At 68.4% G+C, this 21,902-nt stretch carries 20 protein-coding genes; 2 read left to right on the forward strand and 18 right to left on the reverse strand.

The annotated features are described in order from the left end of the window. Positions 1 to 71: 71 nt before the first annotated feature. The 3 genes from NBG84_RS31815 to NBG84_RS31825 form a co-directional block, all read right to left on the reverse strand. Positions 72 to 707, reverse strand: coding sequence for a vitamin K epoxide reductase family protein (locus NBG84_RS31815; protein WP_250923148.1), 636 nt, complete (start codon positions 705 to 707; stop codon positions 72 to 74). Positions 708 to 1,191: 484 nt separating this feature from the next. After that, positions 1,192 to 2,454, reverse strand: a complete 1,263-nt coding sequence (hisS, locus tag NBG84_RS31820; protein ID WP_250923149.1) for a histidine--tRNA ligase — start codon at positions 2,452 to 2,454, stop codon at positions 1,192 to 1,194. A gap of 12 nt (positions 2,455 to 2,466) precedes the next feature. Continuing rightward, positions 2,467 to 3,174, reverse strand: coding sequence for an MBL fold metallo-hydrolase (locus NBG84_RS31825; RefSeq protein WP_250923150.1), 708 nt, complete (start codon positions 3,172 to 3,174; stop codon positions 2,467 to 2,469). 229 nt (positions 3,175 to 3,403) lie between these two features. Here NBG84_RS31825 and NBG84_RS31830 point away from each other — a divergent pair, with 229 nt between their 5' ends. Further along, entirely contained in the window at positions 3,404 to 4,198 is a 795-nt protein-coding gene (locus tag NBG84_RS31830; RefSeq protein ID WP_250923151.1) for a peptidylprolyl isomerase, read from the forward strand. A 179-nt stretch (positions 4,199 to 4,377) separates the two neighbouring features. Continuing rightward, positions 4,378 to 5,607, forward strand: coding sequence for a DUF349 domain-containing protein (locus tag NBG84_RS31835; protein ID WP_250923152.1), 1,230 nt, complete (start codon positions 4,378 to 4,380; stop codon positions 5,605 to 5,607). 141 nt (positions 5,608 to 5,748) lie between these two features. Here NBG84_RS31835 and NBG84_RS31840 read toward each other — a convergent pair whose 3' ends face one another. The 15 genes from NBG84_RS31840 to pgsA all read right to left on the reverse strand — a co-directional run bounded on the left by NBG84_RS31840 (position 5,749) and on the right by pgsA (position 21,575). Next, positions 5,749 to 8,295 carry a RelA/SpoT family protein gene (locus NBG84_RS31840; RefSeq protein ID WP_250923153.1) on the reverse strand — a complete coding sequence of 849 codons (2,547 nt, stop codon included), beginning with the start codon at positions 8,293 to 8,295 and terminating at the stop codon, positions 5,749 to 5,751. 159 nt (positions 8,296 to 8,454) lie between these two features. After that, positions 8,455 to 8,997 (reverse strand): adenine phosphoribosyltransferase, encoded by a 543-nt coding sequence (locus NBG84_RS31845; protein WP_250923154.1) that lies wholly within the window; start codon positions 8,995 to 8,997, stop codon positions 8,455 to 8,457. Next, positions 8,994 to 10,139: a protein translocase subunit SecF gene (gene secF, locus NBG84_RS31850; protein ID WP_250923155.1), complete on the reverse strand. Its 1,146-nt coding sequence runs from the start codon at positions 10,137 to 10,139 to the stop codon at positions 8,994 to 8,996. The genes NBG84_RS31845 and secF overlap by 4 nt, the downstream gene beginning before the upstream one ends. Before the next feature lies 1 nt (position 10,140). Beyond that, positions 10,141 to 11,925: a protein translocase subunit SecD gene (gene secD, locus NBG84_RS31855; RefSeq protein WP_250923156.1), complete on the reverse strand. Its 1,785-nt coding sequence runs from the start codon at positions 11,923 to 11,925 to the stop codon at positions 10,141 to 10,143. 145 nt (positions 11,926 to 12,070) lie between these two features. Next, positions 12,071 to 12,550, reverse strand: a complete 480-nt coding sequence (yajC, locus tag NBG84_RS31860; RefSeq protein WP_250923157.1) for a preprotein translocase subunit YajC — start codon at positions 12,548 to 12,550, stop codon at positions 12,071 to 12,073. A 165-nt stretch (positions 12,551 to 12,715) separates the two neighbouring features. Then, the gene (gene ruvB / locus NBG84_RS31865) at positions 12,716 to 13,807 is read right to left on the reverse strand and encodes a Holliday junction branch migration DNA helicase RuvB (protein ID WP_250923158.1); all 1,092 of its coding nucleotides are present in this window, start codon (positions 13,805 to 13,807) and stop codon (positions 12,716 to 12,718) included. Between the two features lie 473 nt (positions 13,808 to 14,280). Then, complete coding sequence (ruvA, locus tag NBG84_RS31870) at positions 14,281 to 14,898, reverse strand: Holliday junction branch migration protein RuvA (protein ID WP_250923159.1); 618 nt, start codon at positions 14,896 to 14,898, stop codon at positions 14,281 to 14,283. Then, positions 14,895 to 15,425 (reverse strand): crossover junction endodeoxyribonuclease RuvC, encoded by a 531-nt coding sequence (gene ruvC / locus NBG84_RS31875; protein ID WP_250923160.1) that lies wholly within the window; start codon positions 15,423 to 15,425, stop codon positions 14,895 to 14,897. Before ruvC ends, ruvA begins: the two co-directional genes overlap by 4 nt. Before the next feature lie 110 nt (positions 15,426 to 15,535). Next, positions 15,536 to 16,288 carry a YebC/PmpR family DNA-binding transcriptional regulator gene (locus NBG84_RS31880; RefSeq protein ID WP_250923161.1) on the reverse strand — a complete coding sequence of 251 codons (753 nt, stop codon included), beginning with the start codon at positions 16,286 to 16,288 and terminating at the stop codon, positions 15,536 to 15,538. 49 nt (positions 16,289 to 16,337) lie between these two features. Then, positions 16,338 to 16,952, reverse strand: coding sequence for a pyridoxal 5'-phosphate synthase glutaminase subunit PdxT (gene pdxT, locus NBG84_RS31885; protein ID WP_250923162.1), 615 nt, complete (start codon positions 16,950 to 16,952; stop codon positions 16,338 to 16,340). Continuing rightward, positions 16,952 to 17,875 carry a pyridoxal 5'-phosphate synthase lyase subunit PdxS gene (gene pdxS, locus NBG84_RS31890; RefSeq protein WP_308312140.1) on the reverse strand — a complete coding sequence of 308 codons (924 nt, stop codon included), beginning with the start codon at positions 17,873 to 17,875 and terminating at the stop codon, positions 16,952 to 16,954. Before pdxS ends, pdxT begins: the two co-directional genes overlap by 1 nt. A 279-nt stretch (positions 17,876 to 18,154) precedes the next feature. After that, on the reverse strand, positions 18,155 to 18,700 hold the full coding sequence (locus NBG84_RS31895; RefSeq protein WP_250923163.1) for a LemA family protein: 546 nt from the start codon (positions 18,698 to 18,700) through the stop codon (positions 18,155 to 18,157). Positions 18,701 to 18,832: 132 nt separating this feature from the next. After that, positions 18,833 to 19,993 (reverse strand): glycosyltransferase family 4 protein, encoded by a 1,161-nt coding sequence (locus NBG84_RS31900; protein ID WP_250923164.1) that lies wholly within the window; start codon positions 19,991 to 19,993, stop codon positions 18,833 to 18,835. Next, positions 19,990 to 20,907, reverse strand: coding sequence for a phosphatidylinositol mannoside acyltransferase (locus NBG84_RS31905; protein ID WP_250923165.1), 918 nt, complete (start codon positions 20,905 to 20,907; stop codon positions 19,990 to 19,992). Before NBG84_RS31905 ends, NBG84_RS31900 begins: the two co-directional genes overlap by 4 nt. Beyond that, the gene (pgsA, locus tag NBG84_RS31910; protein ID WP_250923166.1) at positions 20,904 to 21,575 is read right to left on the reverse strand and encodes a phosphatidylinositol phosphate synthase; all 672 of its coding nucleotides are present in this window, start codon (positions 21,573 to 21,575) and stop codon (positions 20,904 to 20,906) included. The genes NBG84_RS31905 and pgsA overlap by 4 nt, the downstream gene beginning before the upstream one ends. Positions 21,576 to 21,902: the final 327 nt, after the last annotated feature.

A 21,902-nucleotide genomic window follows, 5' to 3' on the forward strand; every position in this document is an offset into this window, starting at 1 on the left:
CGAGGAAGCCTATGTCAGCGCACTGACAGCGCCCCCGGTCCGAGGGCGCTGGAGCGGATGGCGGGGAGGACTCAGCTGATCCAGAAGTCCCACCAGCGGGTCAGGATGAGCATGCCGATGATGCCGATCCACAGGACGGGGGGCATCCAGTGGAACTCCAGCAGCACATTGCGCAGCCCCTCGGGCACCTTGATGATCCGGTGCCGGATGTTGTGCACGGTGACGTAGCAGAACATCACGATGGTGGCGGCCCAGGCCAGGGAGCACCAGAGGCAGAGGGAGTTGATGTTGTACAGGGACTGGTACATCAGCCAGGTGCAGAAACCGACCCCGAACAGACAGCCCGCGTTCAGGCCGAGCCAGAACCAAGGCTTGTAGCGGGCACCCGCCAGTAGCCCGACACCGATGACGATCACCATCGAGTACGTCACCAGACCGAGCATCGGGTTCGGGAAGCCGAACACGGACGCCTGGTCGCTCTTCATGATGTTGCCGCAGGACACCACCGGGTTGAGACTGCACCCCGGGGTGAAGGAGGGGTCCTTCAACAGCTTGAACTTGTCGATCGTGATGACCCAGGCGGCCAGCAGTCCCGCCGCGCCGGTGATCACCAACAGCCAGGCGAAGGCGCGGCTGCCGCCGATCGTGCCCCTGGCGCCGTCCTCGCGCTCACCGGAGGACACATCGTCTACCGCCGCTGTCGTCATATCGCCGTTTCCCTTGCTCAGTGGCCTGCACGGGCACCGACATTGTGCCGTACCCCCCTGTGGAACCACTGTTCGGTGGACATAAGGACGTCCGTACGGTCGTCCCCTCGGTTCGGATCACAGCCCGGGCCGGTACGGACGAGCGGTACGGGGTGGGCTGGGCCCACGTCCGGGGAAGGGCCCGCGGCGGACGGCTGGGCCCGTGTCTCCGTGGGCGGGGACTCCCCCAGCGCTGGCGCTCGACGCTCGGGGAGGAGGAGGGGCCCTGCTGCCCGCCCACCCTTCAGGGCCGTCGCGATCCCTGCCACATGTCCCGAAAGTGCCTTTTTGGTGGCTGGAAACAGCGTCGCCCGCTGGGCGGGGCGGAGCTTCACGGGGTTGACACGGACGCAGCGGCTCGCCCCAGCGTTGGCGCCCGCGCCGTACACGGCAAAACCGGCCCTCCCCTGGAAGTCATCAGGAGAGGACCGGTCTGTGCCGAACGTCAGGCCAACCGGGCGCGGAGCGTCTCGGTGATCTCCGACAGGGGCACGGGCGCCTGCTCGCCCGACTCCATGTCCTTCAACTGCACGATTCCCTCGGCGAGATCACGGTCGCCGGCGACGATCGTGTACCGCGCACCGCTTCGGTTGGCCACCTTCATGGCGCCCTTGAGGCCACGACCGCCAAAGGCGAAGTCGGCCGCGACACCCGCCCGCCTGAGCTGGGTGACCACACTGAACAGCGCCCTGCGCGCCTCCTCGCCGAGGGGCACGGCGAAGACACTGGTGGCCGGGGCGATGGCCAGCTCAATGCCCTCCACCTCCAGGGCGAGCACCGTACGGTCGACACCCAGTGCCCAGCCCACCGACGGCAGGGCCGGGCCGCCGATCATCTCGGACAGTCCGTCATAGCGGCCACCGCCACCCACCGCGGACTGGGAGCCCAGACCGTCGTGGACGAACTCAAAGGTCGTCCGGGTGTAGTAGTCGAGGCCGCGCACCAGCTTCTCGTCGTCCTCGAAGGGGACGCCCGCCTCGGTCAGCAGCTCGCGCACCTCCTTGTGGTAGGCGCGGCAGGCATCACAGAGGTAGTCAGCGAGCAGCGGAGCGCCCGAGAGCTGCTTCTGCACCTCGGAGCGCTTGTCATCGAGGACCCGCAGCGGATTGATCTCCAGTCGCCTGCGGGTCTCGTCGTCCAGCTCCAGCCCGCGCAGAAAGTCCTGGAGCGCGGAGCGGTAGACCGGACGGCACTCCTGGTCCCCCAGGGAGTTCAGCAGGAGGCGGAAGTTCCGCAGCCCGAGCGAGCGGTACGCCTGGTCCGCCAAGATGATCAACTCGGCGTCCAGCGCCGGGTCCTCAGCTCCGATGGCCTCGGCCCCGACCTGGGAGAAGTGGCGGTAGCGGCCCTTCTGCGGGCGCTCGTAGCGGTAGTACGAACCCGAGTACCAGAGCTTCACCGGCAGATTGCCCTGCTTGTGGAGGTTGGCCTCCAAGGCGGCGCGCAGCACGGATGCGGTGCCTTCGGGCCGCAGGGCGAGCCGGGTGCCGCCCTTGGTCTCGAAGGCGTACATCTCCTTGCTCACGATGTCGGTGGACTCACCGACGCCGCGTGCGAAGAGTTCGACGTTCTCGAATCCGGGGGTCTCCACATAGCCGTAGCCCGAGCTGCGCAGTGGCGCCGCGAGGGCGTCGCGTACTGCCAGATAGGTGGCCGAGACAGGGGGCAGCAGATCATAGGTGCCCTTGGGGGCCTGAAAGGTACTCACTGAAGTCTCTCGTCACATTCCTCGTCGGGGAGCGTCGGTGCTCCCAAGGCCGGCTGCCACTTCCCTGAGATAGGGGTTGGCGGCACGCTCACGGCCGATGGTCGTCTGGGGACCGTGTCCCGACAGCACCACGGTCGAGTCGTCGAGCGGCAGGCACACGCGGGCCAGCGACTGGAGCATCTCACCGTGATCACCGCCGGGAAGGTCGGTGCGTCCGATGGAGCCGGCGAAGAGCAGATCGCCCGAGAAGAACACTGAGGGGACATCCCCGGTCTCGGGCATCTGGAAGGTCACCGACCCCTTGGTATGGCCGGGCGCATGCGACACCGTCAGCTCCATACCGGCGAGTTTCAGTCGGGCGCCGTCGATCAGCTCATGTACATCGGACGGTTCGCCGACGGTGAGCTCTCCCATGAGCTGAGTCCCCAACGACCGGCCCAGCGCCTTCTCGGGGTCGCTCATCATGTACCGGTCCGCCGGGTGGATCCAGGCGGGCACGTCATGGGCGCCGCACACCGGGACGACCGACGCGACATGGTCGATATGGCCATGGGTGAGGACCACGGCGACCGGCTTGAGGCGATGCTTCCTGACCGCTTCGGCAACGCCTTCGGTGGCCTGGTGGCCCGGGTCGATGATGACGCACTCCTCACCCGCGGCGGGGGCGACCAGATAGCAGTTGGTCCCCCAGGCCCCAGCGGGGAACCCGGCAATAAGCACGATCGTCCTCGGTGTGGTTGCAGAGATGTCTAGCGGCGAATTCAACAGCGGGAATGTCGTAGCAAAAGGAAATCTGTCGCGACCGCGGATATGAGATCGCGCCAGTTCAGAGCCTACCGGCGGTGCTGCTTCCACAGCCAACCCGTATACGGTACGGGCACACTCAACCGGTCGGCGGCAGATGCCGTGCACGGGGCAGCCGTGCACGGGAAAAGAAGGAGAAGACCCGGTGGTCAGCAGCGATCAGCGGCGGCGCCAGCTCGCCAAGGAGAAATTCGAGCGCCAGCAGCAGCGGCGGGCGCAGGCCCGTAGACGAAGGCAGCGGATCACCATCATGGCGGCCGCGGGAGCCGTGGTGGTCGCGTCGGGCGTAGCGGTCTACGCCTCGATCGGGCTGTCCGACGGGGACAACGAGGCGGACGGGCAGAGCCCGGGCGCGAAGGCGAGCCAGCCGGCCGCGCCGACCCCCTCGGAGGTCAAGAGTCCTGAGCCCGCCTTGTCGGTGGACAAGAAGGCCGGGTACTCGATGAAGCTCACCAGCGACCGGGGAGTCATCGAGTTCGCCATGGAGGCGGCGAAAACGCCTCGGACCGTGAACTCGTTCAAGGCACTCGCCGAGAAGGGGTACTTCAACGGGACCAAGTGTCACCGGCTGACCACCGAGGGCATCTTTGTGCTCCAGTGCGGCGACCCGAAGGGCGATGGCACCGGAGGCCCCGGCTACAACATCCCCGATGAGGACCTGGCCGCCCTCGGCAAGCCGGAGGCGGACACCAAGGTCGCCTATCCGGCGGGGACGGTGGCCATGGCAAATACGGGCCAGCCCAACAGCGGTGGCAGCCAGTTCTTCCTCGTGTACAAGGACAGTCGGCTGCCCCCCACCTACACGCAGTTCGGCAAGATGGACGCCGCGAGCCTGAAGGTGTTGCAGGACGTGGCGAAGGCAGGCGTCAAGGGCGGCGGGGCCGATGGGGCACCGGCCACGTCGGTCACCATCAAGAAGGCAGCCGTCACCAAGCGCTGACCTCCGGGCGGGCGGGCGCCCGGAGGGGCCTGACGAACTTCGGGCGCGCTGAGTGCGGACAGCCGGGCGGCCGGTCGCCTAGATTGGCGTTGTGCAGGGCGGGCGCTGCCCGCCCCGAGGAAACTGTGGACGATGCCCGGGGGCAGCACCCTTGGCGGGCATCAGGTGGAGGAGGCGCTGTGAGCAGCGACCCGTGGGGCCGTGTCGACGAGACGGGCACCGTGTACGTGCGTACAGCCGACGGCGAGAAGGTCGTGGGATCGTGGCAGGCCGGTACTCCCGAGGAGGCCCTGGCCTATTTCGAGCGCAAGTACGAGGGCCTGGCGGTCGAGATCGGCCTGCTCGAACGGCGGGTGAAGACCACCGACCTGTCCGCCAAGGACGCCCAAGCTGCCATCGACCACCTGCGCCAGCAGGTGGACGAACACCACGCCGTGGGTGATCTCGATGCCCTGGCCCAGCGGCTCAAGGCGATCACCGAAGCGGTCGACAAGCGCCGCGAGGAGCGCAAGGTTCAGCGGGCCAAGCAGCACGACGAAGCGCGTGTGGCCAAGGAAGCCCTGGTCAGCGAGGCTGAGGAGCTGGCTCAGAGCGAGCAGTGGCGGTCCGCGGGTGAGCGGCTGCGGGCGCTGGTGGACACCTGGAAGGGCCTCCCCCGGCTCGACCGCAAGTCGGATGACGAGTTGTGGCACCGCTTCTCCCACGCGCGCTCCGCGTTCTCCAAGCGGCGCAAGGCACACTTCGCCTCGCTGGACGCGCAGCGCGAGGACGCCCGCAAGACCAAGGAGAAGCTGGTCGTCGAGGCGGAGTCGCTCTCCAACTCCACCGACTGGGGCAACACGGCGGCCCGTTACCGCGACTTGATGACGGAGTGGAAGGCCGCGGGTCGTGCCCAGCGCGATGCCGAAGACGATCTGTGGAACCGCTTCCGGGGCGCGCAGGACGTCTTCTTCGCCGCCCGCAGCGGGGTGTTCGCCGAGCGGGACGCCGAGCAGTCGGAGAACCTGAAGCTCAAGGAAGAGCTCGCCACCGAGGCGGAGAAGCTGGTTCCGGTGACCGATCTCAAGGCCGCCCGGGCTGCCTTCCGCGCGCTGAACGAGCATTGGGAAGCGATCGGGCATGTGCCGAGGGACGCCCGTCCCCGGGTTGAGGGCCGTATGCATGCCGTGGAGCGGGCCATGCAGGAGTCCGAGGAGAATGAGTGGCGCCGGACGAACCCCGAGGCACGGGCTCGCGCCGCGGGTCTGACCGGGCAACTCCAGGCCGCCGTGGACAAACTGCGCGGGCAGATCGACACCGCGCGGGCGAGTGGCAACAACGCCAGGGCGGACAAGCTCGCCAAGGAGCTCGAAGGCCGGCAGGCACTGCTCGACCAGGCGCTCAAGGGTCTTGAGGAGTTCGGCGGCTAGTGCGGCCGACGCGCTGAACTCGCGAAGGGGCTCTCGTACTTCTGGTACGGGGGCCCTTTCCGCTGCCCGGAGTGCGGCCCACGGGAAAGGGACCTGCTGGGCCCGGTGGGCCTAGCAGGTCCCCGGTGCCGGGCCTATGGCCTACGGCCTGCGGGCGGAGGTGACCCGATAGACGTCATAGACGCCTTCGACTCCCCGTACCGCCTTCAGTACGTGGCCGAGGTGCTTGGGGTCGCCCATCTCAAAGGTGAAGCGCGAGGTGGCGACCCGGTCACGGGAGGTCTGGACGGCCGCGGAGAGGATGTTCACATGCTGGTCGGACAGGACCCTGGTGACATCCGAGAGCAGTCGGGACCGATCCAGCGCCTCGACCTGGATGGCGACCAGGAAGACGGAGGACTGGGTGGGTGCCCACTCGACCTCCAGGATCCGCTCCGGCTGCTGGGAGAGCGAGTCGACGTTCACACAGTCAGCGCGGTGCACGGACACCCCACTGCCCCGGGTGACAAAGCCGATGATGGGGTCACCGGGCACCGGGGTACAGCAGCGGGCGAGCTTGACCCAGACGTCCTCGACGCCCTTGACCACCACGCCGGGGTCGGAGTTGGCACGCCGCTTCTTGCTGCTGCGTGACGGCGGCACGGACTCGGCGATGTCCTCGTTGGCGGCCTCCTCGCCGCCGAGCGCCTGCACCAGTTTCTGCACGACGCCCTGGGCCGCGACATGGCCTTCGCCGATCGCCGCGTACAGCGACGAGATATCGGGGTAGCGCATCTCATGCGCCAGTGTGACGAGGGAGTCACCGGTGAGGATGCGCTGGATCGGCAGGTTCTGCTTGCGCATGGCCCGCACGATGGCGTCCTTGCCCTGCTCGATCGCCTCTTCCCGGCGCTCCTTGGAGAACCATGCGCGGATCTTGTTGCGGGCGCGGGGCGACTTGACGAAACCGAGCCAGTCGCGGGACGGTCCGGCGCCCTCGGCCTTAGAGGTGAAGACCTCCACCAGGTCGCCGTTGTCCAGGGTCGATTCCAGCGGCACGAGCCGACCGTTGACACGTGCGCCTATGGTGCGGTCGCCGACCTCCGTATGGACGGCGTACGCGAAGTCCACCGGGGTGGCGCCCGCCGGGAGCGCTATCACATCGCCCTTCGGCGTGAAGACGAAGACCTCGTTGCGGGAGAGGTCGAAGCGCAGCGACTCCAGGAACTCCGAGGGGTCCTCGGTCTCCTTCTGCCAGTCGAGCAGCTGGCGCAGCCACGCCATGTCGTTGATGTGGTCGTCCTTGCCGGACTTCTTCGGCACGTCGGTGCGCACCTTGGAGGCGCCGGCGACGGCCTCTTGCTTGTACTTCCAGTGCGCCGCGATGCCGTACTCGGCGCGGCGGTGCATGTCGAAGGTACGGATCTGAAGCTCGACCGGCTTGCCGTTGGGGCCGATCACCGTCGTGTGCAGCGACTGGTACATATTGAACTTCGGCATGGCGATGTAGTCCTTGAACCGGCCGGGGACCGGATTCCATCGCGCATGGACCGTGCCGAGCGCCGCGTAGCAGTCGCGGACGGATTCCACCAGGACACGGATGCCGACCAGGTCGTAGATCTCCGCGAAGTCCCGGCCGCGGACGATCATCTTCTGGTAGACGCTGTAGTAGTGCTTGGGGCGCCCGGTGACGGTGGCCTTGATCCGGGCGGCCCTCAGGTCGGACTGCACCTCGTCGGTCACTATGGCGAGGTACTCATCGCGCTTGGGAGCCCGCTCGGCGACCAGCCGGACGATCTCGTCGTACATCTTGGGGTAGAGGATCGCGAAGGCGAGATCCTCCAGCTCCCACTTGATGGTGTTCATTCCCAGTCGATGGGCGAGCGGTGCGTAGATCTCCAGCGTCTCGCGGGCCTTCTTCTCCTGCTTCTCCCGCTTGAGGTAGCGCATGGTGCGCATGTTGTGCAGTCGGTCGGCGAGCTTGATCACCAGGACCCTGGGGTCCTTGGCCATGGCGACGACCATTTTGCGCACGGTCTCGGCCTGGGCGGCCTCACCGAACTTGACCTTGTCCAGCTTGGTGACTCCGTCGACGAGCAGGGCCACCTGGTCGCCGAAGTCACGTCGCAGCGTGTCCAGGCCGTACTCGGTGTCCTCCACGGTGTCGTGGAGCAGCCCCGCCATCAGGGTCGCCGGGTCCATGCCCAACTCGGCGAGGATGGTGGTGACGGCGAGTGGATGGGTGATGTACGGATCGCCGCTCTTGCGCTTCTGTCCCCGGTGCCAGCGCTCGGCGACCTGGTAGGAGCGTTCGATCTGGCGGAGGGTGGCCGTCTCGATCTTCGCGTCATTGCTGCGCACGATCCGCAGCAGCGGCTCAAGAACGGGGTTGTACGGGGATGAGCGCTGAACGCCGAGCCGGGCGAGCCGGGCTCGTACGCGGTTGGAGGAGTTCGTGCCGCGTGGCGCGCCGCTGGGCGTCGGCCGGGCGGCCGGAGCGGGCGCCGGGCGTGACTTGGCCGCCGAGGAGGGTGTGGTGGGCTTGAGCGCCGAAGACGCCGTTGCCCCGGCCGGGCCGCCCGTACGGTCGGGCGCTGCCGACACAGGCTTTTCAGCCGGATTCTTCTCGGGCATGACAGGGGCTGCCGCGGCCTTCTCGGCCTTCTGGGCGGGCTGCGCGGCGGTGGCGGGACGGGCCTCGTCTGGCAAGAGCGCTCCTCGTGCGGTTCCGGGTCCCCCAGTCAGGTCCGGAGAGGCCATGGTATCCACCTCTCCGTACTACTGCCCCAGAGGCTAAAACAGGCCCCTGGGGTCCCGGAATTCCCGGGACACTCAGGGGCCTGCTCAGATACGGGCTAGCTGTGGGTTTCAGAGCGTGAGCAGCGACTCCAGCGGGGCACCCCGCAGTGCGGGCTCCAGGCGGGCCCGGCCGGCGAGGAAGGCCAGCTCCATCAGAACGGCTATGCCGGCGACCTCCGCGCCGCCTCGGCGAATCAGCTCCACCGCTGCCTCGGCGGTCCCACCGGTGGCCAGGACATCGTCGATGACCATGACCCGATCGCCTTCGTTCAGATCTTCGGCGTGGATCTCGATCTCGGCGGTGCCGTACTCCAGCTCGTATGCCTGCGACAAGGTGGCGCCGGGCAGCTTGCCCGCCTTGCGCACGGGGATGAAGCCGAGTCCGGCGCGAACGGCGACCGGCGCCCCCAGGATGAAGCCGCGCGCTTCCAGACCGACGACCTTGGTGGCTCCATGGCGCACACACAACTCGGTGAGCGCATCGGTGAGGACCGTGAAAGCCTTCGGGTCCGCGAGCAGGGGCGTGATGTCCTTGAAGACGACTCCGGGCTGCGGATAGTCCTGAACGTCACGGATGCGGCTGAGCAGCAGCTCCTGGGAAGTGGTGGTCATCGCCGCCTACCCGATGAACGGCCCCTGCCGCGCCCTCGCGGCCCCACCACGGGGCTGCTGGGTCCGGCGGCGACCGCCGGGGCGGCATCGAACGGGCCGTCGCTGGGCTCGGGGTCATCCCCGTCCCCGTGGGACGGGTCGTCTCCCTCATCGGAGAAGTCGCCCCTGGCATGGGCCGCGGCCCGCTTGGCGAGGACCCGCTTGCGCAGCGCCTTCATCTGCGGTTCGCGTTCCTTCAGGTCGGCGACGAGCGGAGTGGCGATGAAGATCGACGAGTACGCACCGGCGGCGAGGCCGACGAACAGCGACAGCGAGATGTCGTTGAGCATTCCGGCGCCGAGGAATCCGCCACCGATGAAGAGCAGACCGGCCACCGGCAGCAGCGCCACGATCGTGGTGTTGATGGAGCGCACCAGGGTGGCGTTCAGGCTGCGGTTGGCGACCTCGCTGTAGGTGCGCTGGGACTGTTTGGTGATCCCGACCGCTCCTTCCTTGAGACCGTCGAAGACGACGACGGTGTCGTAGAGGGAGTAACCGAGGATGGTCAGAAGACCGATCACCGTACCCGGGGTGACCTCGAAGCCGACCAGGGCGTAGACACCGACCGTGATGGTGAGGTCATGGATCAGCGCGATGAGGGCAGCGATCGCCATGCGCCATTCGAAGGCGATCGCCAGATAGATCACCACCAGGACCATGAAGATCCCGAGGCCGGTCCAGGCCTTGTTGGCGATCTGCTCACCCCAGCTGGGGCCGACCAGTTCGGCGTCGATCTTGTCCACGGGGATGTTCAGGTCCGTGGACAGCTGCTTTTGGACCTTGGTGGCCGAAGCGGTGTCCAGCTCACTGACCTGGATGCGCAGGCTGCCGTTGCCCAGCTCCTGGACGATGGCGTGGTGCCCCGATGACTCCTGGGCGGACTCCTGTGCCACCGAGACGGAGGCGTTCGACTTCGCGGGGGTGCTGAAGACGGCGCCACCCTTGAACTCGATGCCCATGTTCAGACCCCGCACCGCCAGGCCGACGATGGCCGTGATGGTGATCAGGATCGAGACGGCGTACCAGAACTTCCGCTTGGCGACGAAGTCATAGCCGATCTCGCCGCGGTAGAGCCTGACGCCAATGGAGCCGAGACGCGACATCTCACGCCTCCTTCGGTTCGGTGGGGGCGGAGGTGCGACGGGTGCGGCGCAGCGGGGGCTTGGCGCCGAGGCGCTTGGGGTCAAGACCGGACCAGGGGTGGCCGCCGGCGAAGAACGGGGTACGGGCCATGATCGTCATCAGGGGCTTGGTGAAGAAGAACACCACGACGACATCGAGCAGGGTCGTCAGACCCAGCGTGAAGGCGAAGCCCTGGACCTTGCCGACGGTGACCAAGAAGAGCACCGCGGCGGCGAGGAACGAGACGAAGTCGGAGACCAGGATGGTGCGCCGGGCACGCGGCCAGGCACGCTCGACGGCCGGCCGGAGCGTACGGCCCTCGCGGATCTCGTCCCGGATGCGTTCGAAGTAGACGATGAACGAGTCCGCCGTGATACCGATGGCGACGATCGCACCACAGACAGCGGGCAGGTTCAGCGCGAAGCCGATGCCCGGGCCGAGCAACGCCATCAGGGAGTAGGTCAGACCCGCCGAGACGAAGAGGCTCAGGATGGCGATCGCGGCCAGACCTCGGTAGTAGGCCACCAGATAGATGATGACCAGCGCGAGTCCGATGGCACCCGCGATCAGGCCGGCCTTCAGCTGCTCGCTGCCGAGGGCGGCGCTCACGGTGGTGACACTCTGCTCTTCGAAGCTGAGCGGCAGCGCACCGTAGGACAGGATGTTGCCCAGGTCCTGGGCTTCCTGCTGCTTGAAGTTTCCGGAGATCTCGGCGTTGGCGCTCAGGGTCTGGTTGACCTGGGGGGCCGAGACGACCTCGCCGTCAAGGACGATCGCGAACTGGTTCTGCGGGGACTGCTGCGCCGACAGCTTGCTGGTGATCTTCGTGAACTTCTTGGCGCCGCCCTTGGTGAAGTCCATCGTGACGATCCAGATGCCACGCTGCTGGTCCATCTGGCCCTTGGCGTCCTCGACGTCCTTACCGTCGAGTTCGGCCGGGCCGAGGATGTACTTCTCCCAGTTCTTGCCGCCGTCGTTGGAGCCGCAGGCGACCATGGGGTTCTCGGGCTTGGCGCCGTCGCCGATGGTGGCGCGGGACTTCGCGTCCATGCAGTTCAGGGTGGCGAACTGCTTGTCCAGCGCCGTCGTGGCCGGGGCACCGGTGGGGGTCGGAGCCGGGGCCGGGGACTGGGTGGCCTTCGGGTCGGCCGCCTTGCTGGAGGCGGCGGGGGACGGAGACGTCGTGGCGGGGGCCTTCAGACCCTCGGTGACGGCCCGCCCCTGAGCGGTGGCGCTGGCGCTGGGCTTCCCCGACGCGGAGGGGGACGCTTTGTCGCCCGCCTTGTCAGGGTCGGTGGCCTTGTCCTTGCTGGAGGCGGAGGGGGCCGGGGACGGCGGCTGCTGCGGTGTCGCACCCCCCGCGGCCACGGTCACGACCGGTCGGAAGTAGAGCTGTGCGGTGGTGCCGACCTGCTTGCGGGCCTGCTCGGAGTCCGTCCCCTTGGGGATGTTGACGATGATGTTCTCGCGGCCCTGGGTTTGGACCTCTGCCTCCGAGACACCAAGACCATTGACCCGGCGTTCGATGATTCCGACCGCTGTGTTCATATTGGTCTCATTGACCGCGCTTTCCTTGCCGGGCTCTGCCTCGGCCTTGAGCGTGATCGTCGTACCGCCCGCGAGGTCGATGCCGAGTCGGGGCGTGGTGTGCCCCGACAAGAACATCCCGCCGGTCAGCGCGACCATGGCGATCAGGATCAGTACCAGGGTGCGCCCTGGCTTACCCTGAGCCCCCGCGGGCCTTCGGCCCCTGTTCGGTGCTGCCACCTTCTCGTTTCTCCCTGTCCAACCGCCTGGCGCTGGGTATGCGCTCAGGCGGCCACGAAGTGTTGTGGGGACCCGCCCCCGAAGAAGTCAACACGACCAGAGGACCGCCGGGCATCGGTCCATGCCCCGCGGTCCACGAACATGGCTACTTGTCGCCGTCAGCCTTGTTGTCCTTGGTCACATCGGCGTCAGCGTCGACAGCCGCGGCCTCGTCTCCCTGCGGCTTCTTACTGAGCTGGATCTTGGAGACATCGCTGTCAGCGGTGTCGGACGCCTCGGCGTGGTCGGCCTCGGTGAGCGAAGAAGCGTCATCGGGGACGACCGGTGCCGCGGCAGCGGGGTCGTCGCCGTGGACGATGCGGTTGTACTCCTCGTCGTCGAGGACGGCGCCGATGGCGTTCTTCGCATAGACGGCGTGGACGCCGGGGGCGACCTCAAGGAGCACGGTGTCGTCGTGAAGCTCCTTGACGGTGGCGTACATGCCTCCGATGGTGCGCACTCCGGTGCCGGGCTGCATCGCATCGCGCATTTCCGCGGCCTGCTGCTGCTTCTTCTTGGCGGAGCGGGTCATCAGGAACATGGCCCCGATGAGCACGACGAAGGGGAGGAAGGTCAGGAGACTCACGGGAAGAAACTTCCTTCACACGACCGCGTCACTGAGGCGGCCTATCTACGGGGGTGGGCACGCCGACCTGGAAGGGCGGCATCGGCGGAGTCTAAGCGAGTCCGCATCAAAGGAACAACGCCCAGCATGGCACTGTGGTTCCTGCCCAGCGGAGTCTCCGCGCCGTCACGCCCCGAACAGCCCTGGTTGTCCGCTTGCGCCCGGGGAATGCTGCGGAGGTGTGAGCCCAAGGTGGCTCCAGGCGGCGGGGGTCGCGATCCGACCGCGGGGCGTACGGGCCAGTAGCCCTTCCCTTACGAGGAAGGGTTCGGCGACCTCCTCGACCGTCTCGCGCTCCTCCCCCACGGCAACCGCCAGCGTCGACAGACCCACCGGGCCGCCGCCGAAGAGCTTCAGAAGCGCCTGGAGCACCGCCCGGTCAAGGCGGTCAAGGCCGCGGTGGTCCACCTCGTAGACCTTGAGGGCGGCTGCGGCGATCTCCACGTTGATCACACCGTCCGCCTTGACCTGGGCGTAGTCGCGGACCCGGCGCAGCAGCCGGTTGGCGATTCGGGGGGTGCCCCGGGAGCGGCCAGCGATCTCGGCCGCTCCCTCGGCGTCGATCTCGACGTCCAGCAGCCGGGCGGACCGGTGGAGAACGCGCTCCAACTCGATGGGGGCGTAGAACTCCATATGGCCGGTGAAACCGAAGCGGTCACGCAGCGGGGGCGGCAGCAGCCCGGCCCGGGTGGTGGCCCCGACCAGGGTGAAGGGCGGCAGCTCCAGGGGGATGGCCGTGGCGCCCGGGCCCTTGCCGACGATGACATCGACCCGGAAGTCCTCCATGGCCATGTAGAGCATCTCCTCGGCGGGCCGGGACATCCGGTGGATCTCGTCGAGGAAGAGGACTTCGCCCTCATGGAGTGACGAGAGGATCGCGGCGAGGTCTCCGGCGTGCTGGATCGCCGGGCCGGAGGTGATGCGGATCGGTGCCTTCATCTCGGAGGCGATGATCATGGACAGGGTGGTCTTGCCGAGGCCGGGGGCACCGGAGAGCAGGACATGGTCCGCGGTCGCCCCACGGGCCAGGGCTGCCTTCAGCACCAGATCGAGCTGCTCCCGCACCCGCTCCTGGCCGACGAACTCATCCAGCGACTTCGGGCGCAGGGCCGCTTCCACGGCCTGGTCCTCACCATCGGCCGACGCGCCGACCAGCCGTCCATCGGTGGGGACGGGGGCGTCGTCGGCCAGGTCAGGGGTGCTGTCGTCCCAGTTCACTGCGGATGTGCCTCATCGGGTCGGCGCGGCGGCGGGGCCGCGGGAGGACGGTCTCTGGCAGAAGTCTCAACGGAACACGGAACCCGTACGGGTGGGGGCGACGCTGTGCAGCGTCGCCCCCCGCTACGGGGAGCAGTTCAGCCTGATGGCCGAACGGCGGCGGTGCGCACGGCGACGATCCCCAACCGTCGGACGGCTGGTACCCGCTTCCGCACCCCCTTCATATGAGGGGTCATATGTGGGGTCATATGTGGGGGGTCTCCGTGGCGGGGTGTCGATGGGTGCGGCAGCGCGCCAGGCGTTCACCGGTTCTACCCGCTGTCCCGGATTCCCTGGATCTTCCGGATTCCCTGTTCCTCGCGGGCCGGATCGCCGGAGCCCATCCGGTCCGGTCCGATGGCGTCCAGGCCTGGTGGGGATCGCCGGGCCCGCCGCGCCCGCGGCGCTGCCGAGCAGGTCCTTGTCCGCCCAGGTCATCGGGTGCGGTTCAAGGTCTGGAGCGCTGCCCGCAGGAGCGCGCCCACCTGCGGCTCGCCCTTGGACGCCTCGGCCTGGGGGGCGACCGCCGCCACCGCTTCATCGGCCTCGCGGGTGGCGTACCCCAGTCCGATCAGCGCGGCATGCAGCTGGTCGCGCCAGGAAGCGGTGACCGCGGTGCCGATGCCCTGGCGGGCGGCGTGGGCTCCGACGGGTTCGCCGAGCCGGTCCTTCAGCTCAAGGAGGAGCTTCTGCGCCCCTCTCTTGCCGATGCCCGGGACGGCGGTCAGCGTCTTCTCATCGCCCGTCGCCACGGCCAACCGCAGCACATCGGGGGTGTGCACGGCGAGCATCGCCTGGGCCAGCCGGGGTCCTACCCCGCTGGCGGTCTGGAGCAGTTCGAAGACCTGCCGCTCGTCGTCGTCCACGAAGCCGTAGAGCGTGAGCGAGTCCTCCCGTACGACCAGGGAGGTGGCGAGCTTGGCCTCTTGGCCGACGCGGAGGGTGGAGAGGGTGTTGGGTGCGCACTGGACGGCCATGCCGATGCCGCCGACCTCGATCACCGCGGTCGTGGGGGCGAGGGCGGCGACCGGGCCGCTCACAAAGGCGATCATGCGGTACGGCCTTTCGCTGTGTGCTGGGCGACCGCCTGCTGAAGGCGGTTCTGGATGGGGGCGCGCCAGATGTGGCAGATGGCGAGCGCGAGGGCGTCCGCCGCGTCGGCGGGCCTGGGTGGTGCCGCGAGCCGTAGGAGGCGGGTCACCATCGCGCCGACCTGTGCCTTGTCGGCTCGGCCGCTGCCGGTGACGGCCGCCTTGACCTCACTCGGGGTGTGCAGCACGACGGGGAGTCCCCGGCGGGCGGCGCAGAGCATGGCGACGGCGCTGGCTTGGGCGGTGCCCATGACCGTACGCACATTGTGCTGGCTGAACACCCGCTCGACGGCGACGCATTCGGGGCGGTGGTCGTCGAGCCACTGCTCGATCCCCTGCTCGATGGCGACCAGTCGGGCACCGAGTTCGGCGTCGCTGGAAGTGCGGACCACACCCACAGCGATCATCGTCAAAGGGCGGCCCGCCACGCCCTCGACGACACCGACGCCACATCGGGTCAGGCCAGGGTCCACCCCGAGCACGCGCACGCCACCCCTCCTTCGTTCATCTGTTTGTGCAGGCTATCCGCTGCCACTGACAACACACGCAGAACGGGCCGACGGTGATTCCCGTCGGCCCGCTCGCAAGGTCGCCTGGATCAGACGTCGACCTTCTGCATGACCTCGTCGGAGACGTCGAAGTTGGCGAAGACGTTCTGGACGTCATCGCTGTCTTCCAGCGCGTCGATCAGCTTGAAGATCTTGCGCGCGCCGTCTTCGTCCAACTCCACCTGCATGGTGGGCACGAAGTTGGCCTCGGCCGAGTCATAGTCGATGCCCTCGGCCTGGAGCGCGGTGCGCACGGCGACGAGATCCGTGGCCTCGCTGAGGACCTCGAAGGACTCACCGAGATCGTTGACCTCCTCGGCACCCGCGTCCAGCACCGCGCCCAGGACGTCGTCCTCGCTCAGTTCACCCTTGGGGACGATCACCACGCCCTTGCGGTTGAACAGGTACGAGACGGAGCCGGGGTCGGCCATCGAACCGCCGTTGCGCGTCATGGCGACCCGGACGTCGGAGGCGGCGCGGTTGCGATTGTCCGTGAGGCACTCGATCAGGACCGCGACACCGTTGGGGCCGTACCCCTCGTACATGATCGTCTCGTAGTCGGCGCCACCGGCTTCCAGGCCCGCGCCGCGCTTGAGCGCGGAGTCGATGTTCTTGTTCGGCACCGACTGCTTCTTCGCCTTCTGGATGGCGTCGAAGAGGGTCGGGTTGCCCTCGATGTCAGCACCGCCGGTACGGGCCGCGACCTCGATGTTCTTGATCAGCTTCGCGAAGAGCTTGCCGCGCTTGGCATCGATCACGGCCTTCTTGTGCTTCGTCGTAGCCCATTTAGAGTGGCCGGACATCTGCCTGTCTCCTTCGCGTTACCCATTGCGCTTGCCTTCGGCAGCGATCCTACCGGGACCGGGTGACCGGCATCGCGCGCACCATGTCCGCGAAGAGACCGTGCATCCGGTGGTCTCCGGTGAGCTCGGGATGGAAGGAGGTCGCCAGGGCGTTGCCCTGCCGGACGGCGACGATATGGCCGGCGTGCTCAGCCAGGACCTCGGTCTGGGCGCCGACCGACTCGACCCAGGGGGCGCGGATGAAGACGCCCTCCACCGGGCCTCCGTCGACGCCTGACACCTCGACGGCGGCCTCGAACGACTCGTTCTGTCGACCGAAGGCGTTCCGGCGGACGATCATCTCGATGCCGCCGATGGTCTCCTGCCCCGACCGGGGGTCCAGGATCTTGTCGGCGAGCAGGATCATTCCCGCGCAGGTGCCGTACACCGGCAGCCCCGAACGCACCCGCTCCCGCAGCGGCTCCATCATGCCGAAGAGGCTGGCCAGCTTGGAGATGGTGGTGGACTCCCCGCCGGGGATGACCAGCCCCTCAACCGCGGCCAGTTCATCGGGGCGCCTGACCGGCCTGGCCGCGGCGCCGGCCGCGGCCAGGGCCGCCAGATGCTCCCGTACATCCCCTTGCAGGGCCAGAACCCCGATGACGGGATGGGTGGGAGCGGTCATCACCAGCCCCGGTTGGCGTAGCGCTCGGACTCGGGCAGGGTGTCGCAGTTGATGCCCACCATGGCCTCGCCCAGGTTGCGGGAGGCATCGGCGATGATCTTGGGGTCGTCATAGAAGGTGGTGGCCTTGACGATGGCCGCCGCACGCTTGGCCGGGTCGCCTGACTTGAAGATGCCCGAGCCGACGAAGACGCCCTCGGCGCCCAGTTGACGCATCAGCGCGGCGTCGGCGGGGGTGGCCACGCCACCGGCGGAGAAGAGGACCACGGGCAGCTTGCCCAGCTCGGAGACCTCCTTGACCAGCTCGTACGGGGCGCGCAGCTCCTTGGCTGCGGCGTAGAGCTCGTTGTTGTCATAGCCGCGCAGCTTGGCGATCTCGTTCTTGATCTGGCGCAGATGACGGACGGCCTCGACGACGTTGCCGGTGCCCGCCTCGCCCTTGGACCGGATCATCGCCGCGCCTTCGGCGATGCGGCGCAGGGCCTCGCCGAGGTTGGTGGCGCCGCAGACGAAGGGGGTGGTGAAGGCCCACTTGTCGGAGTGGTTGACCTCGTCGGCGGGGGTCAGCACCTCGGACTCGTCGATGTAGTCGACGCCGAGGGACTGAAGGATCTGGGCCTCGACGAAGTGCCCGATGCGGGACTTGGCCATCACGGGGATGGAGACCGCCTCGATGATCTCCTCGATCATCGTCGGGTCGGACATCCGCGCGACTCCGCCGTCCTTGCGGATGTCCGCGGGGACCCGCTCCAGTGCCATGACGGCCACGGCGCCCGCGTCCTCAGCGATCTTCGCCTGCTCGGCGTTGACCACGTCCATGATGACGCCGCCCTTGAGCTGCTCGGCCATGCCGCGCTTGACGCGGGCGGTGCCGGTCGCCGGGGAGTCGGCGGACTGCGGGGTGGTGGAGAGCGTGCTGGACACGGAGGACCTCACTCGATGACGATGGCTGTTCCCGCCTCTGACGGCCGCTTCCGGCGGCGCCGCGGTGCGTGATTGATGGAACCGCCATCGATCAGTCCACTGCAAGGGCCAATGAGTACCCGGTGGATCGTTTTTGCAGGTGATCGTCCCGTTTCAGACAGCTCGTGAACCATGGGTGCTGGGGATACATCTCATGACTTCGGATGGGTTGTCCGGGGGTCGCTGAAAGAGCCGATCGAACGGTGGCCACCGCGGACCGGGGCCGCCGCCCAGGAGGGCTCAGCTGACCGGGCGGTCCGCCAGCGCCGTCGGAGGCTCATCGTCCATCTCGAAGGCCAACGGGAACGGCGCGTGCCCGGCCAGCCGGAACCAGCGCACCTTGCGATGGCGGCGTAGCGCCCGGGCCGCTCGTACGGCGTCATTGTGGAACCGGCGGGCCATCGGCACCCGGCGTACCGCCTGCGCCAACTCCAGCGTGGCCTCCTCACCGCCGGGTACCTCCCGAACCGCCTCCAGCTGCGCCGGCTCCTCGAAGACCGCCCGCAGCGCGGCACTCAGCTCGCTCTCGGCGACCTCGCGCTGCTCCTCCTCCGCCTGGCGGGCGGCGTGAGCGGCTTCGTACAGCACGATCGACGCGGCCGGATCGAGCACTCCCGCGGTGGCCAACTCCTGGGTGACCGAGGCGCGTCGGAGCAGCTGCGCGTCGAGCGCGGCGCGGGCGGCGTCGATCCTGGTGTGGAGCCGGTCGAGCCGTCCGGCGGTCCAGCTCAGATAGAGGCCGATGGCGAGCAGGGCGACGAAGATCCAGATGAGTGTTGCGGTCACGGGGCGTAAGGCTACCGGGGTGTTGGGGCGGTTCCGTGTGACCGCGACCGGGTGCGGGAGACCGGTGGGATCACCGAGGGATCAAACGCCGGTCAGGGTTACCGCGCACGGACGCGCCGGGAGGCCCTGTCGTCAGTTCCTGGCGAGCCCGAAGCGGGAGCGCAACCCTGGGCGTTCATCCGCCGCCACCGACGCGGCACCGTCCGTGACGGTCTCGTAGACCGCCAGGATGTCCGCTCCGACCGTTGACCAGTCGAAGCGGCGTACATGTGCGCTGCCCCTCTTACGGAGCTCCTCCCGGCGCTCCGGGTCGCCGAGCAGCCGAACCGCTGCCGTCGCCAGCGCGGCGGCGTCCTCATTGGCGAAGAGTTCGCCGGCCGCACCCAGGTCGAGGACCTGGGCGAAGGCATCCAGATCGCTCGCCAGTACCGGTGCGCCCGCGGACATCGCCTCCACGAGGATGATGCCGAAGCTCTCGCCACCCGTGTTGGGAGCGACATACACATCGACGCTGCGCAGCAGCCGGGCCTTGTCCTTGTCGCTGACCATGCCGAGGAACTCGACGCTGGACCGCATCTCCTTGGGGAGTTGCGCCACCGCCTCCTCCTCATCGCCCCGGCCGGCCACCAGCAGCCGGGTTCCCGGGCGTTCGGCGAGGATCGCGGGAAGGGCTTTCATCAGCACCGGCAGGCCCTTGCGGGGCTCGTCGATACGGCCGATGAAGCCGATCGTGCCGCCCTGCCACTCGGGATTGGGCTCGGCGCTCTCGAAGAAGGCGACGTCGACACCGTTGGGGATGACGACCGCGTCGCCGCCCAGATGCTCGACGAGGGTGCGCCGGGCGTACTCGCTGACCGCGATCCGAGCGCTGATCTTCTCCAGCGCGGGCTGGAGGATCGGATACGCGGCGATCATGGCGCGCGAGCGGGGGTTGGAGGTGTGGAAGGTGGCGACGATCGGCCCCTGGGCGGCCCAGCAGGTCAGCAGCCCCAGGGAGGGCGAGGTCGGCTCATGGATATGGATCACGTCGAAGGTGCCGTCGTGCAGCCAGCGCCGTACCCGTGCGGCGGAGAGGAAACCGAAGTTCAGGCGGGCGACCGAGCCGTTGTACGGGACGGGGACGGCGCGGCCGGCCGAGACCACGAACGGCGGTAGCGGCGTGTCGTCGTCGGCGGGCGCGAGTACGGACACCTCATGGCCGAGCCGGATCAGGTGGTCGGCCAGGTCCCTGATGTGGAACTGGACCCCACCCGGTACGTCCCAGGAGTAGGGACAGACGATGCCGATCTTCATTCTTCGCCCCCTTGCGGCTCGCGAGGCTCCAGATCGGCGAGCCACAGCCGCTGGAGCATATGCCAGTCTTCCGGGTGGTCGGCGATTCCCGTGGCATAGGCGTCCGCCAGGGCCTGGGTCATCAGGGACGTCTTCTCGGCGCGGGTGCCCGTCTGCGGCACCTCGATGGGCGGGTGGATCCTGCCGTGCATGGTGGGCGTCGGGCCGTACCAGAGGGTGACGGGCAGCAGTCGTGCTCCGGTCTGCTGGGCCAGCAGCGCCGGCCCGGCCGGCATCCGGGCGCTCTCGCCGAAGTACTTCACCTCGACCCCGGTCGCCGAGAGGTCACGGTCGGCCACCAGGCACACCAGACCACCCGCGCGCAGCCGGCGCGCCAGGGTGCCGAAGGCCGCGCCGCCCGAGTGCGGCACCACCTCCATGCCCAGGCTTTCGCGGTAGGCCACGAACCGGTCGTACAGCGACTCCGGGTTGAGGCGTTCGGCGACCGTCGTGAACGGCACGTTCATGGTGCGGGTGACCCAGACGCCGGCCAGGTCCCAGTTGGCCAGGTGCGGTAGCGCGACTATCACTCCGCGACCGGCGGCCAACCCCTCGGTCAGATGGTGGGTGTCGAGGATCCGGACGTTGTCCCGAACTCGGTCGGCACTCCAGGTGGGCAGCCGGAAGGACTCCATCCAGTACCGCATGTAGGAGCGCATCCCCGCCTTGGACAACTGGGCGAGGCGCTCGGGGCCGGCGTCCGGTACGACCCGGGCGAGGTTGGACTCCAACCGCAGTACGCCCTTGCCGCGCCGCTTCCACGCCGAGTCCGCGATGGTGCGGCCGAGCGAGACGGCCACCGGCTCGGGCAGCTTCTTCACCGCGGACCAGCCCAGACCGTAGAGCCCGTCGGTAAGGCGGTCTCGCGCGCTCACGTGGCCTCGGCCTCGCTTCCCTTGGACTCCCTTGTCGCCGCGTCGGCCTCGGCGGCCTCGCGGCGGACGGTGACGACTCGCTGGCCCAGGGTGACCGCACTGCCGACGGCGACGATCCACAGGGCGATCGGCAGCAGTACGTCGATCCCGGGCACTCCAAAGGCGCCCAGCCCGGCGAGACCGGCCGCGACCAAGGAGATCACCAGTCGTTCGGCGCGCTCGATCAGTCCGTTGACCGCGACCGGCAGACCGATCGCCTCGCCGCGCGCCTTGGTGTACGAGACGACCTGGCCGCTCGCGAGGCAGAAGATGGAGACCGCGCACAGGACGTTGTCGTCGCCCTGACCGGCGTACCAGAGGGCGAAGCCGCCGAAGATCGCCCCGTCGGCGACCCGGTCGAGCGTGGAGTCGAGGAACGCGCCCCAGCGGCTGGAGATGCCGGCCTGCCGGGCCATGTTGCCGTCGATGAGGTCGGAGAACACGAAGAGCGTGATGACGATCGTGCCCCAGAAGAACTCTCCCCTGGGGAAGAAGACCAGCGCACCCGCCATCACACCGGCCGTGCCAATCAGAGTGACCGCGTCGGGGCTCACTCCGCGACGGAGCAGAAATGCGGCGAACGGCGTGAGGACACGCGTGAAGAATGCACGCGCGTACTTGTTCAGCATGGCCTTCCCGGGGTTGGGGTGGGCCGTGTGACCCCTTGGCCACCGGCTGGCCCATCGTAGCCAGGACGGACGCACTCCAGCGCCGGGACCCGGCGCGGGTACCCGCGCACCGGAGCTGGTCCCACCGGTCCGGTACGACATATGGACGCGCCCGGGCGGGAGTGGAAAGCTCGAAGGACGACTGCGGGCATCACCGGAACTGCCCCGGGAAGCCGTCCCACAGCCCGTCTGCGGGCTTGGCCCGGCGACCGCACCCCTGGTTGTCCCGCTGCCCGCGGCCCATTTCCTCACCGTTCCTCACCGTGCAATCGACACGATCGACCGGGA

The organism is Streptomyces albipurpureus (assembly GCF_023701525.1).
Lineage (GTDB): Bacteria > Actinomycetota > Actinomycetes > Streptomycetales > Streptomycetaceae > Streptomyces > Streptomyces albipurpureus.

Coding starts and splice junctions, on each gene's coding strand:
- NBG84_RS31815 (WP_250923148.1), bottom strand. CDS start 707: ATGACGACAGCGGCGGTAGACGATGTGTCCTCCGGTGAGCGCGAGGAC.
- NBG84_RS31845 (WP_250923154.1), bottom strand. CDS start 8,997: ATGACCACCACTTCCCAGGAGCTGCTGCTCAGCCGCATCCGTGACGTT.
- secF (WP_250923155.1), bottom strand. CDS start 10,139: ATGTCGCGTCTCGGCTCCATTGGCGTCAGGCTCTACCGCGGCGAGATC.
- ruvA (WP_250923159.1), bottom strand. CDS start 14,898: ATGATCGCCTTTGTGAGCGGCCCGGTCGCCGCCCTCGCCCCCACGACC.
- NBG84_RS31880 (WP_250923161.1), bottom strand. CDS start 16,288: ATGTCCGGCCACTCTAAATGGGCTACGACGAAGCACAAGAAGGCCGTG.
- pdxT (WP_250923162.1), bottom strand. CDS start 16,952: ATGACCGCTCCCACCCATCCCGTCATCGGGGTTCTGGCCCTGCAAGGG.
- NBG84_RS31900 (WP_250923164.1), bottom strand. CDS start 19,993: ATGAAGATCGGCATCGTCTGTCCCTACTCCTGGGACGTACCGGGTGGG.
- pgsA (WP_250923166.1), bottom strand. CDS start 21,575: ATGCTGAACAAGTACGCGCGTGCATTCTTCACGCGTGTCCTCACGCCG.